This window comes from Streptomyces sp. NPDC001231 (assembly GCF_042896885.1).
Taxonomy (GTDB): Bacteria; Actinomycetota; Actinomycetes; order Streptomycetales; family Streptomycetaceae; genus Streptomyces.
Window position 1 is genome coordinate 131,136 of the sequence record NZ_JBIAXS010000003.1, and the last position, 16,203, is coordinate 147,338.

17 protein-coding genes and 3 pseudogenes are annotated in these 16,203 nt (G+C 70.3%); 5 read left to right on the forward strand and 15 right to left on the reverse strand.

Features of this window, described 5'->3' with window-relative positions; all coding sequences use genetic code 11:
- The first annotated feature begins 173 nt into the window (after positions 1-173).
- Both ACFY3J_RS05095 and ACFY3J_RS05100 read left to right on the forward strand, forming a co-directional pair.
- Positions 174-899 (forward strand): hypothetical protein, encoded by a 726-nt coding sequence (locus ACFY3J_RS05095; protein ID WP_384176828.1) that lies wholly within the window; start codon positions 174-176, stop codon positions 897-899.
- Positions 900-1,074: 175 nt separating this feature from the next.
- The gene (locus ACFY3J_RS05100; RefSeq protein WP_390840317.1) at positions 1,075-1,716 is read left to right on the forward strand and encodes a sigma-70 family RNA polymerase sigma factor; all 642 of its coding nucleotides are present in this window, start codon (positions 1,075-1,077) and stop codon (positions 1,714-1,716) included.
- A gap of 374 nt (positions 1,717-2,090) precedes the next feature.
- Here ACFY3J_RS05100 and ACFY3J_RS05105 read toward each other — a convergent pair.
- Positions 2,091-2,318, reverse strand: a pseudogene (locus tag ACFY3J_RS05105) (ABC transporter ATP-binding protein); the annotation flags it as partial.
- A 29-nt stretch (positions 2,319-2,347) separates the two neighbouring features.
- Here ACFY3J_RS05105 and ACFY3J_RS05110 point away from each other — a divergent pair.
- A pseudogene (locus tag ACFY3J_RS05110) lies at positions 2,348-2,509 on the forward strand (pirin family protein); the annotation flags it as partial.
- 375 nt (positions 2,510-2,884) lie between these two features.
- On the opposite strand, the gene ACFY3J_RS05115 reads toward ACFY3J_RS05110, so the two are convergent.
- The 11 genes and pseudogenes from ACFY3J_RS05115 to ACFY3J_RS05165 all read right to left on the reverse strand — a co-directional run bounded on the left by ACFY3J_RS05115 (position 2,885) and on the right by ACFY3J_RS05165 (position 11,225).
- Positions 2,885-3,364: a hydrogenase maturation protease gene (locus ACFY3J_RS05115; RefSeq protein WP_384176832.1), complete on the reverse strand. Its 480-nt coding sequence runs from the start codon at positions 3,362-3,364 to the stop codon at positions 2,885-2,887.
- The gene (locus ACFY3J_RS05120) at positions 3,361-4,707 is read right to left on the reverse strand and encodes a Ni/Fe hydrogenase subunit alpha (RefSeq protein WP_384176834.1); all 1,347 of its coding nucleotides are present in this window, start codon (positions 4,705-4,707) and stop codon (positions 3,361-3,363) included. Before ACFY3J_RS05120 ends, ACFY3J_RS05115 begins: the two co-directional genes overlap by 4 nt.
- Complete coding sequence (locus tag ACFY3J_RS05125; RefSeq protein ID WP_384176836.1) at positions 4,704-5,582, reverse strand: oxidoreductase; 879 nt, start codon at positions 5,580-5,582, stop codon at positions 4,704-4,706. Before ACFY3J_RS05125 ends, ACFY3J_RS05120 begins: the two co-directional genes overlap by 4 nt.
- Position 5,583: 1 nt before the next feature.
- Entirely contained in the window at positions 5,584-6,402 is an 819-nt protein-coding gene (locus ACFY3J_RS05130) for an FAD/NAD(P)-binding protein (RefSeq protein ID WP_384176838.1), read from the reverse strand.
- On the reverse strand, positions 6,399-7,526 hold the full coding sequence (locus ACFY3J_RS05135) for a 4Fe-4S dicluster domain-containing protein (RefSeq protein ID WP_390840396.1): 1,128 nt from the start codon (positions 7,524-7,526) through the stop codon (positions 6,399-6,401). Before ACFY3J_RS05135 ends, ACFY3J_RS05130 begins: the two co-directional genes overlap by 4 nt.
- Positions 7,527-7,885: 359 nt before the next feature.
- Positions 7,886-8,344, reverse strand: a complete 459-nt coding sequence (locus ACFY3J_RS05140) for a CBS domain-containing protein (RefSeq protein ID WP_384176840.1) — start codon at positions 8,342-8,344, stop codon at positions 7,886-7,888.
- Between the two features lie 30 nt (positions 8,345-8,374).
- The gene (locus tag ACFY3J_RS05145; protein WP_390840319.1) at positions 8,375-9,355 is read right to left on the reverse strand and encodes an Acg family FMN-binding oxidoreductase; all 981 of its coding nucleotides are present in this window, start codon (positions 9,353-9,355) and stop codon (positions 8,375-8,377) included.
- Between the two features lie 30 nt (positions 9,356-9,385).
- Positions 9,386-10,264 carry a universal stress protein gene (locus ACFY3J_RS05150; protein ID WP_384176844.1) on the reverse strand — a complete coding sequence of 293 codons (879 nt, stop codon included), beginning with the start codon at positions 10,262-10,264 and terminating at the stop codon, positions 9,386-9,388.
- Entirely contained in the window at positions 10,248-10,538 is a 291-nt protein-coding gene (locus ACFY3J_RS05155; RefSeq protein ID WP_384176846.1) for a DUF1918 domain-containing protein, read from the reverse strand. Before ACFY3J_RS05155 ends, ACFY3J_RS05150 begins: the two co-directional genes overlap by 17 nt.
- Before the next feature lie 355 nt (positions 10,539-10,893).
- A pseudogene (locus ACFY3J_RS05160) lies at positions 10,894-11,004 on the reverse strand (regulator); the annotation flags it as partial.
- Positions 10,992-11,225 (reverse strand): hypothetical protein, encoded by a 234-nt coding sequence (locus ACFY3J_RS05165; protein ID WP_384176848.1) that lies wholly within the window; start codon positions 11,223-11,225, stop codon positions 10,992-10,994. The gene ACFY3J_RS05165 and the pseudogene ACFY3J_RS05160, both read right to left, overlap by 13 nt.
- A gap of 173 nt (positions 11,226-11,398) precedes the next feature.
- Between ACFY3J_RS05165 and ACFY3J_RS05170 the strand changes: the two genes are divergently transcribed.
- Entirely contained in the window at positions 11,399-11,941 is a 543-nt protein-coding gene (locus ACFY3J_RS05170) for a MarR family winged helix-turn-helix transcriptional regulator (protein ID WP_384176850.1), read from the forward strand.
- An 18-nt stretch (positions 11,942-11,959) separates the two neighbouring features.
- Here ACFY3J_RS05170 and ACFY3J_RS05175 read toward each other — a convergent pair whose 3' ends face one another.
- Both ACFY3J_RS05175 and ctaD read right to left on the reverse strand, forming a co-directional pair.
- On the reverse strand, positions 11,960-12,313 hold the full coding sequence (locus ACFY3J_RS05175; RefSeq protein WP_390840321.1) for a hypothetical protein: 354 nt from the start codon (positions 12,311-12,313) through the stop codon (positions 11,960-11,962).
- A 39-nt stretch (positions 12,314-12,352) separates the two neighbouring features.
- Positions 12,353-14,053: a cytochrome c oxidase subunit I gene (ctaD, locus tag ACFY3J_RS05180; RefSeq protein ID WP_390840323.1), complete on the reverse strand. Its 1,701-nt coding sequence runs from the start codon at positions 14,051-14,053 to the stop codon at positions 12,353-12,355.
- Positions 14,054-14,572: 519 nt separating this feature from the next.
- On the opposite strand from ctaD, the gene ACFY3J_RS05185 reads away from it, so the two are divergent.
- Positions 14,573-14,950: a hypothetical protein gene (locus ACFY3J_RS05185; RefSeq protein WP_384176856.1), complete on the forward strand. Its 378-nt coding sequence runs from the start codon at positions 14,573-14,575 to the stop codon at positions 14,948-14,950.
- Between the two features lie 110 nt (positions 14,951-15,060).
- On the opposite strand, the gene ACFY3J_RS05190 is transcribed toward ACFY3J_RS05185, so the two are convergent.
- Complete coding sequence (locus ACFY3J_RS05190) at positions 15,061-16,128, reverse strand: endonuclease/exonuclease/phosphatase family protein (RefSeq protein ID WP_390840325.1); 1,068 nt, start codon at positions 16,126-16,128, stop codon at positions 15,061-15,063.
- Positions 16,129-16,203 lie beyond the last annotated feature (75 nt).

The window sequence follows — 16,203 nt, forward strand, 5'->3', positions numbered from 1 at the left end:
CCGCCTGTTCCGTCGTCACAGACGCACCTCCCGGGACAGCAGTCGGACCCAACTCTTCTCGAGTTCCCGCCGTTTACTGTGATGTGTATTACGGGGAGAGTGTTGAGCGTGGGGCAGGGGGAGTTCTCGTACCCCTCCGTAACGGCCGAGCAGGAATGCGAGGATGAGCCGCCATGACGGTCGGGTGGTGTTCGCGCACGTTACGGGCCGCGGTGTTCGCGGCCGTCTGCGTGCTGCTCGCCACCTTGGGGCACGTCCTGATGTCGGACACCGCGGTGCCCTGGTGGGCCCTTGCCGCCGCGGCGGTGGTGACCAGCGGTACGGCGTGGTGCCTGGCCGGCCGGGAGCGCGGACTCCTCCTCGTCCTCTCCGTCGCGGTGACCGTCCAGGCGGCCCTGCATGTGTGGTTCTCGTACGCGCAGGAACTGTCGACACCATCCATGCCCCCGATGCCCATGGACACCATGGCCATGGACGGTATGGGTGACGGCACTCCCTTCATGGACTACATGGTCTCGATGGCTCATATGGGCCACGCGATGGACCACATGACTCAGGCGGGCTCCTCCACGGAGTCGCTGAGCGCCCCGTATTCCATGACGGGAACAGGTCACGTCATGAGCGGGATGTCCACCACGGGGATGCTCGCCGCCCACCTGCTGGCCGCGCTGCTGTGCGGCCTGTGGCTCGCGTACGGCGAACGCGCAGCCTTCCGCATTCTGCGGGCCTTGGCCGGATGGCTGGCCGCACCCCTGCGGCTGCCCCTCACCCTGCCCACACCACCACACCGCCCGAACATCCGCGCCCGCCGCAGCCGCTCGGCCCGTACGCCGCGCAGGCTGCTCCTTGCTCACGCGATCACTTCTCGGGGCCCGCCCGCGGGGACCGCTGTCGTCTGAGACAGCCGGTTTCCCGGGCCGTCCGTCTGCGCCACGCCCGGACGGCCTGGGCAACGGGCGTACGCAGCCATGCGCGCGTACGCCCGCCACACTCCCACCTCAACACCGGATCCGCCGTGCCCAGCGCCGGCCCGATCCGGATGCCGGATTTCCGGATTCCCGAGAAGGACATCAGGTGATCAGTCCTGCCCTGCCCGCCGCATGCGACAAGACGCCGTCCAGAACAAGGGCGCATGACCAGAAGACGGCTGCCGACGAGTCGATAACGGCCTGGGCGCTCGCCGCCCGCGGCGGTGACCCCGAGGCCGTCGAGAACTTCGTCCGCGCCCTGCACAGAGACGTCCGCAACTACGTCATCTACCTGTGCGGCGACCCCCAGGCCGCCGACGACCTGGCCCAGGACACCTTCCTGCGGGCTCTCGGCAGCCTGCACCGCTTCGAGGGCCGTTCCTCCGCCCGCACCTGGCTGCTGTCCATCGCCCGCCGCACGGTGATCGACAGCTACCGGTACCACTCGGCGCGGCCCCGCTTGTCCGACACAGACGACTGGCAGACCGCCGCCGAGTCTGCCCAGCCGCGTGGCCTACCGAGCTTCGACGACGGCATCGCCCTTACCGAACTGCTGGATACATTGCCCGACGAGCGCCGACAGGCGTTCGTCCTCACGCAACTCCTCGGCCTGCCCTATGCCGAAGCGGCCGAGCTCAGCGACTGCCCGATCGGTACGGTCCGTTCACGCGTGGCTCGGGCTCGCTCCTCGCTGATGCGATCCCTGCACGATGCCGAGAGAGCCGAATTAGTGGGCGCAGCGGCCTGACGGACGCCGGCGCCGTCCCTGTGAGCGCATCAGTGACGGAAGCTCCGGACCATTCGGAGGTCGTCCGGAGCGTCCAGGCCTCAAAGGGCAGCCGCGGGCCGGCACGCAAGCCGGATGGAGCAGATGGAAAACGACGACGCCCAGTGGTCGGAAGAAGAGAGGGTGGCCTGCGCCCAGCCCTGACCAGGCCGGAGGAAGGCTACCGCGCGAGGCGAGCGGACCGAGGCGAGCAGCCGGGCACGGCCGTCGCCTACGTCGACTCCCACCGCCTCCAGCAGGCCGGTGGTGGGACCGATGCCGTGGGCGGCGGAGCGGCCGGCGAGCTCGTCATGTGTGTCTCCAATGAGTGCGCGTGGACCGGCGCCCGTCGGCGTGTCCCAGTGGACGGCGTGGTCGCACCAGCGGTGGAGCAGGGCGCGGTCGTGGCCGACGGCGAGGGGACCCGCGCCTGAGGTGGCGCGGTAGTCCTCGACGACCGCGACCAGGGCGGCCGTCGTGGAGACGTCGAGCATCGCGGTCAACTCGTCGCAGATCAGCCAGCGGGGGCGCAGGACGAGGGCACGGGCCAGGCAGGCGCGTCGGAGTTGGCCGTCGCTGATCTGACCTGCGGAAACGTTGACCGATGCAATGGTTCTGGAACTGGATCGCCCGCTCCCAGGAGGAGATCACGCAGGCCCGCCGGGACTGGATGGAGGGCACCCGATTCGGTGAGGTGAAGGGCTACGACGGCGCTCCGCTGCCGGCCCCCGAGCTACCGCCGACGCCGCTGAAACCACGGGGAAGGGTCCGTTGACCTGCGGAAATGAGTGGGTGGGTGGCGTGCCGTCGGGCTCTGTGTCTCCCGCTCTCCCGGCACCCGGCAGTCGCGACCGGCGAGGTAGCGGCGCACCGGCCGCTCCTCCGCAGCCAGCGGGATGGCGACCTCCGCCGTGCAGCGGACCGTCAGTGCCCTGTGTCGCCCGAGGAACGACCCCTAGGGGCCACCGCTCCGCCGCCCCCTGGCGCAGTACACCGCGTGTCTCACGTACTGCTCCGCCTACGACAATGCCCAACCACGGGTCCGCTCCGCCTTGCCCGCTGTGGAACCGGCCAGTGGAGCCGAGGCTGCCGCATACCGAAGTGCGGGAAACCGCGCAGGTCTGCGCCCTCGTGGGACGTGACTGGCCCCTCAGGCCCCCCGGTTCTGTTCGTAGGCCTGTCGTACGGAGGCGGCGGCGCGGTCGATCAGCTCGGGGAGCGCTGATCGCACCGCTTCGCTCAGGCCCGTGCCGAGTTCGGTGTCGGCGACTTCCACGGCGTGCACCACGAGCGTCGGCGGCAGTTGACCGAGGGCCTCGGCCAGCGCGAGGCACTCTCCGAGGCCGAGCGCATGCGTGCTCGCCGTACCTGCTGTGCGGCCGGTCGCTTCCGCCGCCGTCAGAGTGCGCAATTTCCCCGGCCGGGCCGACCCGGCTCGGAGGGCTTCCAGCACGACCACCGTGTCCGCGTCGTGCCACAGGTCGAGCATGCGCGCGGGTTCGCCGTCGCTGACGGCCAGGACGGTGCCGTCGGGAACGCGGCCCCGCAACGCCTCCACCGCTGCCGGGCCGACTCCGTCGTCACCGCGAAGCGAGTTGCCCACGCCGATCACCACGACCCGGCCGCTCATGGGCGTTCCACGGTCACGTCGAGGAAGTGGGCGGCGCACGAGATGCAGGGATCGTGATTGCGAATGGTCCGTTCGCACAGGTGGGTGAGCTCCTCGTCGCCGGCGACGGGCCCGGCCGTGTCCAGGCGCGCCTGGACGGCCCGGCGCACGTCCTCCTCGATGGCGGTCTGGTTCTGTGCCGTGGGCGGGACGATGCGGGCCTCGGTGAGCGTGCCGTCCTCCGCGAGGGCGTAGCGGTGGTACAGCAGGCCCCGGGGCGCCTCGGTGGCCCCGGCGCCGACGCCCTGGCGGGGCGGGACCTCGACGGCCGACCGGGGAGGTCGTTCGTATCCGCCGATGATCCGCAGGGCCTCCTCGACGGCCTGGACCACCTCGACGGCGCGTACGACGATGCTCCGGAAGGGGTTGTCGCAGATGGCGCCGGTCAGCGGGTCGCCCAGGCCGGCGTCCCGGGCCGCCTCGGCGGCCACGGGGTACAGCCACCGGCCGTTGATCGCGTAGCGGGCCAGCGGGCCGGTCAGATAGCGGCGGCCGTCCAAAGTGGCGGTCAGAGCGGTGGAATGCGGTACCTGCCCTTCCTGGACGTGCTGTTCGAAGCCGGCCAGGGGGAACTCGCGCAGCGCCCGGCCGTGGCCAAGCGCGGCCATGGCCACCGGCGTTCCGGAGTCGATGGCGTACCTACCGGGATCACGCAGTGCGAAGAGGTCGTGGTCGCACACGGCGTCGGGAAAGTCGAACGCCGCGACCCAGCGGACGGTCTCCAGCGCGTCTTCCCGGGCCTGTAGCAGCCGTGCCGCCAGTGGGCGGAGTTCGTCCGGTGCCGGCGTGCGGTAGAAGCCGCCGACCCGGACGTTGACGGGATGGATGGGGCGGCCGCCGAGCTGTTCGAGGATCGCGTTGCCGGTCTGCTTGATCCTCAGGCCGCGCTCGACGGCGGCTCGCTGGTCGCGGGCCAGCTCCACGACGTCGGCTCGTCCGAGGAAGTCCGGGGCGTGCAGCAGGTAGATGTGCAGGGTGTGGCTCTCGATCCACTCGCCGCAGTACAGGAGGCGGCGCAGTTCCGCCAAGGGGCCGTCCACTGTGACACCGCAGGCGTTCTCGATCGCCTGGCAGGCGCTCATCTGGTAGGCGACCGGGCAGATGCCGCAGATGCGAGCGGTGATGTCGGGGGGTTCGGTGTGGCCCCGGCCGGTCAGAAAGGCCTCGAAGAAGCGTGGCGGTTCGTAGATGCGCAGCCGCGTCTCCGTGACGGTGCCCTCCTGGATGCGAAGGTGGAGGGCCGCTTCGCCTTCCACCCGGGCCAGCGCGTCAAGTCGCAGGACGCGGGTTCCGCGAGGGTTCATGCTGGCCTTTCCGGGCGGGTTTCTCTCCCGGCGCGAGGGCTGTGCCGCCCCTCGACCGCGAGGTCGGGTACGGGGGAATATTCCGGTGACGTGGCGTTGAAGGTGCGGAAGACACGCTGGATGTCCTGCTCGCTCATCCCGTCGTGGCGCAGCTGCGCGACCATGGAGCGCAGGTTGGGTCGGCTCGTGGGTCCGAAGCAGCCGTAGCACCCGCGTCCGTAGGCGGGGCAGAGGGCTCCGCACCCGGCCTGCGTGACCGGGCCCAGACAGGGGGTGCCGTGGGCCACGGTGATGCAGGTGGTCCCGCGCCTCTTGCACTCGAAGCAGACACTGTGGCTCGGGATCTGGGGCTTGCGTCCGGCCAGGAAGGCGGTGACGACTTCGAGGAGCTGGCGGCGGTCGATGGGGCAGCCGCGCAGTTCGAAGTCGACCGGAACATGGGCCGAGATCGGTGTCGAGGTCTCCAGCGTGGCGATGTACTCCGGATGGGCGTAGACCGCGGCGAGGAACTCGTCGACGTCGGCGAAGTCGCGCAGCGCCTGGATGCCGCCCGCGGTGGCGCAGGCTCCGATGGTCACCAGGTACCGGGAGGCGCGGCGTATGTGCTGGATCCGCTCGGCGTCCTCGGCGGTGGTGATCGATCCTTCGACCAGGGAGAGGTCGTACGGCCCCCGGCCGTCCGGCCGCGCGCGCTCCCCGCCGGCGCCCTCGACCGGGGTCATCTCCACGAAGTGGTCGATCCGTACGCGCTCGGTGAGGCCGAGGAGTTCGTCCTCGCAGTCGAGCAGGGTCAGTTGGCAGCCGTCGCAGGAGGCGAACTTCCACACGGCGAGCGCCGGCCGTGGATCGGTGGCCGATCCGAGCTCGGTGACCATGTCACAACTCCCTTACGAGGAGCAGGTGTGCCACGCGGTCGTAGCCGACGACCGGACCGTCGCGGCACAGCAGGAGCGGGCCGAGCTGGCAGTGGCCGCAATGGCCGGTGGCGCAGCGCATATTGCGTTCCAAGGACACCTGGACGCGCTGTGGGGACAGGCCCCGGACCAAGAGGGCGCGTGCGGTGTGCCGCATCATCACCTCGGGCCCGCACACGAGCGCGCAGGTCCGTTCGGGGCGCAGGTCGAGGCGGTCGAGGAGCGTGGTGACCACTCCCACCGCACCGTGCCAGCCGGGCCCGGGGCGGTCGACGGTCACCTCCGCCCGGGCCCGGGCGCGCCAGCTCTCGATCTCTTCCCGGTAGACCAGATCGGCAGGGGTGCGGGCGCCCACCAGGACCGCGAGCCGGCCGTAGACGTCCGGCCGGTCCAGGACCTCGTGTACGACCGGCCGCAGCGGAGCCAGCCCGATGCCGCCGGCGATCACCAGCACATCGTGGCCGGCTGCCGCTTCGAGGTCCCAGCCGTTGCCGTATGGCCCGCTGAGTCCGACGCTTTCCCCCGGGCGCAGCCGGTACAGGGCGGTCGAGACCGCGCCGACCGCACGCACGGTGTGCACGAGCCCCCCATGACGGCCACGCAGGGCACTGGCCGAGATGGGCACCTCGCCGACCCCGAAGGCGTAGATCATCGCGAACTGCCCGGGGGAGAAGGGCGCGAGTGCTCCTCCGGCCGGTATCAACTCGATCGACCGGGTGTCGCCGGTCTCGGCCCGGATGTCGGCGACCCGGTACGGCAGCGGGGGCAGCATGGTGGTCATCGCTCCTCCGGCCCCGATGGTGGTACGCCGGACTGTGTCCAGTCGTGCAGAGCGGCGGCTTCCTCGGTGATGTCGATGCCGACCGGGCACCACACGATGCACCGTCCGCAGCCCACGCAGCCGGACGAGCCGAACTGGTCGTACCAGGTGCCGAGTTTGTGGGTCATCCACTGCCGGTAGCGGCTGCGCGCCGAGGCGCGGACCGGGCCGCCGTTCAGATGGGAGAAGTCCAGGTCGAAGCAGGAGTCCCACAGTCGCCACCGTTCCGCGTGGTCGCCGGTGAGGTCCGTGACGTCCTCGGTGGTGGTGCAGAAGCAGGTGGGGCAGACCATGGTGCAGTTGCCGCAGGTCAGGCACCGCCCGGCGACGTCGTCCCAGCGGGGCGCGTCGAGCGTGCCGGCCATCAGCTCCCGCAGGTCGGCTTCGGGCATGCTCCGTCCCATGCGGGTCGCGGCGGCCGTGACGTCTGCGCGCGCCGTTTCCCGGGTTTCCGGGTCGGCCCGACGCGCGGGCAGTTCGGCCAGGATCTCCTCGCCTTCCTGGCTGCCGCCGCGGATCCAGAAGCGGTGCCCGCCCTCGTCGACCACTTCGGTCATGACCAGGTCGTAGCCGGGACCGGCAGCGGGCCCGGTGCCCATCGAGACGCAGAAGCAGGTGGCGCCGGGCTCCGTGCACTCGACCACGATCAGCAGCGCCCCGGAGCGCCGCCCCTCGTAGACGGGGTCGCGGTACGTCCCACCGGTCAGCACCCGGTCCTGGATGGCGATGGCCCGAAGATCGCAGGGGCGCACCCCCAGGAAGGCGTATCGAGGCGGTGCGGCCTGCTCGGCCGTGAGGACCAGCTCGCCCTCGACCCGATCGGCGCTCCACTCCCGCACCCGCGACGGATGCAGGAACGGCTTCCACGACTGGGGACCCGCCGCGTTCGCGAAGGCAGCGCCGTCCGGCCGCTCCCGCAGCCGATACCGCCCGGCCTCCAACTCCACGCCCCAGCCGTACGGCAGCTCGTCGGCCGACCGCAGTTCGGCCAGCACGATCGCACCGTTCCGCACAGTGGGGCCGATCACGGTGAATCCTCGCCGGACCAGCACGTCCACGAGCGCGGCCATACCGTCCTTGCCCATGACACGCCCGTCGGACGCGAGGGCCGGGGAGACGTTCACTGCGGCGTCGGCATCCACGACCGACCTCCTTCGGCGCTGCGGACGGCGCATGAGGCCTGCCGCCCTTCGAGGCCTGCAACCGCAGCATTCCGGCCACGTCGGCGTGCCGACAGAGCCATGCGGGCAAGCCCGTGGGGTCCATTGGTCCTGTTGACCTCGACCGGCGATCAACACCCTCGGGCGTGTCAGACCGGCGGCGAGGTCTCCTTCCGTGTCGGCGGGAAATCCGGCACTCGCGAAGGGAGCCGGTGAGATTACCTCCCCTCGGCCGCACGCTGTGGTGGCCCCATGAATCGCGGTGGGGACCATGACACTTCCCGTCAGGGCTCATGCGGGGACGTGGTATCCGAGGGAGGCCCGGGCGGCTCCTGCAGGACGCTCCAGGCGACCGGACCCAGCAGGTCGGCGAGGCGCCGGAAGACCTCGAGGAACAGGTCGTCGATGGTCAGCACGCCGACCACCCGCCCTGCGTCCAGCACCGGAAGCCGGCGGACGCCCGTGCGACGGAAGGACCGGTAGGCCAACTGGAGGTCGTCGGCCGCTTCGATCGTGGCGACGCGTGGTGACATGACCGCCTCCGCGCGGGCCTCCGTGCCCAGGCCGCCGCCCATGCCCCGTACGGCCAGGTCGCGGTCGGTGACTATGCCGCGCAGTGTTCCGTCCTCGACCACGAGGACGGAGCCGACGGCGTACTCGGCCATCCGTCGGGACACCTCGACCAGGGAGACGTGCGGCGCTACGCACACCGCCGGAGCGGTCATCAGCTCGGAAACCTTCATGCGACTGCTCCTCACGCTGCGGTGGGTCCGTCAGAGGACGTCGAGCAGATCGGCCACCGGCCGCCGTGGGCTCGCGTGGCCTTCGGGGCCGTAGCCGAGCCGGATCACCATCTGGACGTGGGCCATGGCCGAGACAGGATCGCGGACGGCCCACCGGATCTCCGGCCACTCCAGGGGCTGGGAAGTGATCGAGGCGACCAGCCCGTCCGTGGTGGCCCGGAGCAGGACTCGCTCCAGTGCCTGACCGGCACGGAGCCAGTCCACAGGCTTATCGTGGGCCGTACCGAGAAGGGCGATGTTCGGGTTCTTCTCGAAGGCAGCCCAGCCTCGCCCGGGCATCGGACGGCCGGCGGCGAAGTCACGCACTGGGGCCGAGCTACCGCGTTGGCGAGGACCGAACGCCTCACCGGGAATGCCCTCGGCCGTCCCTGACGGCTCCGTGTGCGTCCAGCGCTCCGTCTCCCCGCGTACTTCCGGGGTGAGTGCTTCCCTGCCCTCGGCATCCCGCACCAACTCCAGGATCGCCTGCACATGCCAGGCACCGGGGAACGACAGCTGGGCCCCCTCGGCGCGGGCCGCTTCGTACAGCCTCTCCCGCACGGCGGCCGGGAGTGCTTCGTCACGGAAGGGAAGGCGGCTGGAGTGACGGCGGCCGATCGCAGGGCCCAGGAGGGCGAGCGCCCCGTCGGGTGGTCCGGTGCCGCACAGATCCACCTCGGCGAGGAAGTCCTGGTGGGTCGGGTCGGGCAGCAACCGGACGACCGGCGCCAGCCCCGCCGCGGCGGCGGCCACACGCAGGTTGAGGAGCGCGGCGCCGCACCCCATGCGCAGGCCGCGGTTCACGGGGTCTGTTCGCGGGAGTGCGCGCTCCGGGTCGGCGTACAGACGCAGGACGCCGGTGTCCCGCAGATAACGGAAGGCCCAGGGCTGCGCGTTGTGCAGCGAGGGCGCCGCGGCGGCGTCCGCGACGAGTGCCTCGACGGTGTTCACGTCGGGAGGTTCTGCGGTCACGGTGGCTTCCCTTCCTGACGGCCCGGCCGCTCACCCGTGTGCCGGGACGGCGATGACAGGGCAGCCGGCGTGGTGCAGCACGCCTTGGCTGACCGAGCCCAGCAGCATGCCGGTGAAGCCTCCCCGGCCTCGGGTCCCCACGACCAGGCCCAGTGCATGCGCCGAGGCATCCGTGAGCACCTGGACGGGATGCCCGACGACCACCTCGTGGCGCAGGTCCACCTCGGGGAAGCGGGCGTGGCGGCCCGCCACGATCTCGGAGAGCAGCCGGCGGCACTCCTGCTGCGGCTCGTACTTGTCGAAGATCCTCAGTGGCCCCTGCTCCCAGGCGAAAACGGCTCGCAGCTCGGCGCCGCGCAAGGCCGCCTCCTCGAACGCCATGTCGACCGCGGCGGCTGAGTGTTCGCTGCCGTCGACGCCGACGACGTAGTACGCGGGGTCCTGGGTGATGTGTTCCGGCTCGGGGACGACCACCAGGGGACAGTGCGTATGGGCCATCACCGGGAGGGCGACCGACGCGGAGCCGAACACCTCCTGCCTCCGGCTCAGGTGCTGTGATCCCAGCACGACGGCGGTGGCGTCGCGGCTCTGCTCGCGCAGCACCCACACCGGGTCGCCCTCCGCGAGCAGGGCGTCCACCTCGAGCTGCGGGTGCCGGGCCACGACGAAGTCCGTGACCTCCTCGAGCACCTTCTTCCCGGCCTTGTGCAGCGCCTCGTTCCATTCCTCCCACGACGGCGGGACGTCCGGCTTCCGGTAGCCCCTGGTGGGCACGCCCTCGACGTGGACCGGGCGCAACGGCAGCCGCCGACGGGCGGCCTCGTCGGCGGCCCAGGCCACTGCCGTCCGGTGGGCCGGATCAGGATCGACGCCCACCACGATCGGGCGGCGGTCACCGGGCCGGGACATGGTCGCCTCCGGTCGCCGCATGCCTGATGTACGCATCAGGGCCGGGGAAGTACAGGGTCACCCGTCCGCTGTCGGCCCAGCGCACCTCGTAGGGCGGGCTGCCGTCCGGATGGCGGAGACCGACGATCTCGCCGTCTCGGGCGATGACCCCGGCTGCGGTTCCGCGTACGACGATCTCGTCGCCGACGCGGGCGCGCACCCAGGTGCCGCCGGCTTCGGAGCCGGTGCTCGGTACGGCCCGGTCGTTGTTCTTCGCTGGTGCTGGAGCGGACATCGCCCTCGCCTCCTCCCTGCGCCGGCGCGGAGAGGTGCCGCCGATTCCATGGAAGGCCCTGGCACGTGGGACCTGCCAGGGGCCATTGGTCCCCGCGACGGGCCTGCCGGCCCTCCGCTGGACGTCCCTGTCACCGCGCGCGGACCGAGAGCACGGAGGGGTGGGGCACCGCCGCGTCCGGGGGCACGGCGCGGTGTCCCGCGCCCAGGCGGGCTTCGACATCGGCTCGCACCGAGGCGGTCAGCTGTTCAGGGGCTTGGGACCGAACCGGTGGGAGGGGCTCGGGGCGCGCACAGCAGCCCGTACCGGATGCTCTCCTCCTCGAATTCCTCGGCAGGGCCAAGTACCTGTGCGGTCACGCCAGGCCTCCGCTGCCGAAGGGGGCGTAGAGGTCGAGCAGCCGAATGTGCGAGGCATGCAGCCGCTGCGCGACCACACGTCCCACCCACACCGCTATGGCTCGGCCGTCGGCCTGTGGGCGGCGAGGCGTTCGCGCGCCTCGGTGTAGGTGTCGGCGTCGATTTCACCGGAGGCGAAGCGGCGGTCGAGGATCTCCTCGGGTGTCTCTCGTGGCGGCTGCGCCGGGCCCTGCCCACTGCCGCGATCCGTGGGGTGCCGCGTGAGGCGGACCACGAGCCCCACCAAGAGGCCCAGCAGCACGATCCACACCAGGGGCATGAAGGCCATCCAGGCCCAGTCATCGCCATGCCAGTACCACACTGTGCCCACCTCCCAGGGAGGCTTCCCCTTCCCACTTTCCCTCACTCCCGGAGACGGCGCCAGGGCTCTTCGGCGCCACTACCGTGCGGGTGTCGGCCTCCCTCAGCGGCGACGACCACGACCGATAGGCTGGCCCCGAGATGGGCAGGGACGACGAGATCGAAGCCGACGGCGCGGGCGACAGCGTGGACGCGATGCTGGCCGAGTGGCGGAGCGAGTGGCCGGAACTGGACGTGTCGTCCAGCCAGGTGGTCGCCCGCCTGCTGCGTGCGGCTCGGCTGCTGGAAGAGCGGTTCGCGACGCAACTGCGCCGCCCGGGCGGCATGCCCATCGCCAATGTCGGGGACTTCGACCTGCTGCAGGCGCTGCGCCGCGGCGGCCCTCCCTACGCGCTGACGCCCGGGCAGCTGCGCCAAGCGCTGATCGTCTCCTCCGCCGGCCTGACGGGCAGGCTCAACAGGCTGGAGCGGGAAGGCTGGATCGAGCGCGGACCCTCCCCTGTCGACGGCAGAAGCACTCTGGTCAGTCTGACGGAGGAGGGCCGGGTGAGTTTCGACCGCCTGGTGGAACGGCACTTCGCCCTGGAACGGGATGTGCTCTCTGTGCTGGAACCGCAGGAACGCGCGGGGATGGCGGACGCCCTGCGCAAGCTCCTGGTGTCCCTGGAGGCGGACGCCTGCTGAGCGAACGGCCGAGTGGCCTCAGGCCGATCCCGCCGCCGATCCGAGGATCACCGCGACGCAGAGCCCGATCAGCCCCATGGTGACCACGGCCAGAGCGACAGCCGTCTCCCGTGTGAAGCGGCGGTGGCGTGCCTCGTACTGAGCCTCGATCTGCTGTATGCGTTCCGAGATCCGGCGGGTGACCTCGCGGGCGTTCTCCACCTGCTCGCGGGCGTACGCTTCCTCGATCACGAGGCGCTGGTCCGTGGTGAGTCCGGGCAGCTCCCAGGCGAAGTCCCGCGCTTTGCGGTGCGCCTCCCGGCGGTTGGCCTCGCGGTAGAGGTAGCCCTCGATCTGGTGCATGCCGAGGGCGGCTTCATGATGTGCGTCCATGGACGGCTCCTGAACGTGTGAACGGGTGGACCGGTCTGCTCAGCGGCGGCCGCCGACGGTCGTCCGCTCCTCTTCGACGGCGCCACTGACGGCGATCTCGGGATGGCCGAGGTCGAAGGCGGGTGACTCGCTTCGTATGCGCGGCAGCTTGTCGAAGTTGTGGCGGGGCGGGGGACAGGACGTCGCCCACTCCAGCGAACGGCCCCAGCCCCATGGGTCGTTGACGGTGATCTTCTCGCCGTACCTGGCCGTCCTCCAGACGTTGTGGAAGAACGGCAGGATCGACAGGCCGAGCAGGAACGAGGAGATCGTGGAGACCGTGTTCAGGGCGGTGAAGCCGTCGGCCGCCAGGTAGTCGGAGTACCGCCGCGGCATGCCCTCGACGCCCAGCCAGTGCTGGACCAGGAAGGTGCCGTGGAAGCCGATGAACAGCGTCCAGAATGTGATCTTGCCCAGGCGCTCGTCGAGCATCTTGCCGGTGAACTTCGGCCACCAGAAGTGGAAGCCGGCGAACATCGCGAACACCACGGTGCCGAAGACCACGTAGTGGAAGTGCGCCACCACGAAGTACGAGTCCGTGACATGGAAGTCCAGTGGCGGTGAGGCCAGGATCACGCCGGTCAGGCCACCGAACAGGAAGGTGACCATGAAGCCCATGGACCAGAGCATCGGCGTCTCGAAGCTCAGGGACCCCTTCCACATGGTGCCGATCCAGTTGAAGAACTTCACCCCGGTCGGGACCGCGATCAGGAAGGTCATGAAGGAGAAGAACGGCAGCAGCACACCACCCGTCACGTACATGTGGTGTGCCCACACCGTCACCGACAGACCCGCGATCGCGATGGTCGCGCCGACCAGCCCCATGTAGCCGAAGAGCGGCTTGCGGGAGAAGACGGGGACCACCTCGGACACGATGCCGAAGAACGGCAGCGTCAGGATGTACACCTCCGGGTGGCCGAAGAACCAGAAGAGGTGCTGCCACAGCAGCGCCCCGCCGTTGGAGGGGGCGAAGATCTGCGCCCCGAACTTCCGGTCGAACTCGAGCGCGAGGAGCGCGGCGGCGAGCACCGGGAAGGCCAGCAGGACCAGCACGCTGGTGAGCAGCACGTTCCAGGTGAAGATCGGCATGCGGAACATCGTCATGCCCGGGGCGCGCATGCAGACGATCGTGGTGATGAAGTTGACCGAGCCGAGGATGGTGCCGAAGCCCTGCATGGCCAGGCCCATGATCCACATGTCGTTGCCGATACCCGGTGAGTGGACCGTGTCGGACAGCGGGCTGTAGGCGGTCCAGCCGAAGTCGGCGGCGCCCTGCGGGGTGAGGAAGCCGCCGACCGCGATCAGCGAGCCGAGCAGGTACAGCCAGTAGGCCAGCATGTTCAGTCGCGGGAACGCGACGTCGGGTGCGCCGATCTGGAGCGGCATGATCCAGTTCGCGAAGCCGGAGAAGATCGGCGTCGCGAACATGAACAGCATCACGGTGCCGTGCATCGTGAAGGCCTGATTGAACTGCTCGTTCGAGATGAGCTGCAGACCGGGACGGGCCAGCTCGGCACGCATGAGCAGTGCCATCAGGCCACCGAAGCAGAAGAACGCGAACGAGGTGACCAGGTAGAGCGTGCCGATCCTCTTGTGGTCGGTAGTGGTCAGCCATGTGACGGCGGCCCGGCCCGGTCGGCGTCGTCCGGGAGGAGTCGCCTGCGGCGACGAAGCGGGCGGTGACAGAGCGGGCAGGGCCACGGCAATCCTCCATGCGTGCGAGATCTCCGGGCGCGCGGTGCTGACGCGCCGAGCGGCCCGGCCTCTGCCAACATATCTCGCTCGCGAGAGAAATAAATCAGGAGGGTGTCCGTGTTCCAGGAGCCCGGAGGGTGTCTGCGTTCCAAGGACCGGCGGTGCGTTTCCGGCCGGGTTCACGACGCGGCTCGGACTCAAGGTCGTGAATCTCGCCCTGTCGGCCGCACACCATCATGATGTGCCGCTGCCCACCGGCAGCGTCGTACGGACGCCCTGCTCGAAGCCACCGCGGCCGGATGGTCCGACCGTGACTGGGCCACGCTCGCGGACATCGCCCGGCGAAGGGCCGGATGCTGACGCGCGGGCGCGTTCCCGGACCGGGGCACATGACTGAGCCGGTGACGTGACGAGGCCCGTCATCGGCTCAGCGCTTCACACAGAGCCCGGCAGTTGGACCGGCGTGTCACGCGACTTGGGCATCACCTCCTGCTTCGCCGGGCGTTCGACCCGTATCGTCCAGGCATGGACACCACTGCTTCACCCCGCGTCCTCGTCATCGGGCTTGATCCGTACCGGGTGCCCGGGCCGTGGGATCCCGAGCCGGTAGCCAAGGCGATCGAGGCGGGACTGACCAAGTTCGCCGAACATGGCGTGGGCGTCGAGACCTGCCTGATCGGCCTTGACGGAAGTGACGACGTGGAAGCGGTCGTCGGGAATGCGCTGCGAGCCCGTCCGTGGGAGTGCGTCACCGTCGGCGGTGGACTGCGGCACTCGGACGATCAAGTCGAACTCCTCGAGCAAGTGGTCAACCTGGTTCGGCGGCACGCACCCGATGCGGCCATCGCGTTCAACAGCACCCCCGCCACTACCTATGAGGCCGCTGCCCGTTGGATCGCGTGACGACACCACATCACGGGACTCGAGCGTCACCTCCTGACTCGTCGTCGGGACGCTCTTCGAGCGGACAGATGCCATCCGCAGCAGGTGGAGCGGCGGCCTATACGCGGTGTTCACCAGCTGATTCCGGCCGCCACCGGCAGGTGGTCGCTGCCGGTGGCCGGCAGCACCCACGAGCTCTCCGGCTCCACGCCTCTGACCAGGATCTGGTCGATCCGCACCACCGGGAACCGTGCCGGCCAGGTGAAGCCGAAGCCGTTCCCGGCCGCGGCCTGGGCCGAGTGCATCTGCGAGGTGATGCCGGTGAACGCGCGGTCGTCCATGGTGCCGTTCAGGTCGCCGAGCAGCACCACCCGCTTACTCGGATCGGCCGCGACGGCCTTGCCGAGCGCCTGCGCGCCCCTGTCCCGTGAGACCGCCCAGAAGCCGTTCCTGGGCAACAGCCGTACGGACCCCAGGTGGGCCACATACACCGTCAGCGGCCCGTGGTCCGTGGCCACCGTGGTGCGCAGCGCGCGGTTGTAGGCCAACTTGATGTCGACCGGCTTGGTGTCCGCCAGCGGCCCGTAGTCCGTCTTGATGTCGACCGGCTGGGTGTCCGACAGCGGCAGCTTGCTCCACAGCCCGACCGTGCCCTGCACCGTGTGGTACGGGTACGCCTTCGCCAGCTCCTTCTCGTACGTGCCCGTGGCCTGCGGGGTCAGCTCCACCAGGGCCAGCACGTCCGCACCGGAGGCGGCCAGGTCGCGGGCGGTGCCGGCCGGGTCGGGGTTGTCGGCGTTGACGTTTTGCCCGGCCACGGTGAGGTCGCTGCCCGGGCGGGACCTGTCGCCGAGGAGGCCGCCGAAGAGGTTCAGCCACACCACGGCCGGCAGCAGCAGCGCGGCCACCGCGGAGGCGGAACGACGCCACAGCGCCCCGATCAGCAGTACGGGGATGAACAGGCCGAACCACGGCAGGAAGGTCTCCACCAGGCTGCCGAGGCCTCCGCGGTCCGTGATCCGCGCGTGCAGCAGCATGAGCAGCCCGAGCAGCAGCGCCGCCGCCGCGAGCACCGGCCCGCGTTTCCAGGGCCCCGGCCGAGAGCCGATGCGGATCGCCCGGCGGATGCCCGCGCGCCGGGTGCCGGCGCCGGAATTCCGGCGGCTCCTTGTTCGTGCAGATGGTGGGGTGTGACGCATACCGCCAGTGAAGACTGCGCGGTGTTGCCGGCACGTATGAAGTTTTCGATATGCCGACGATATGTGCCGGCTCGT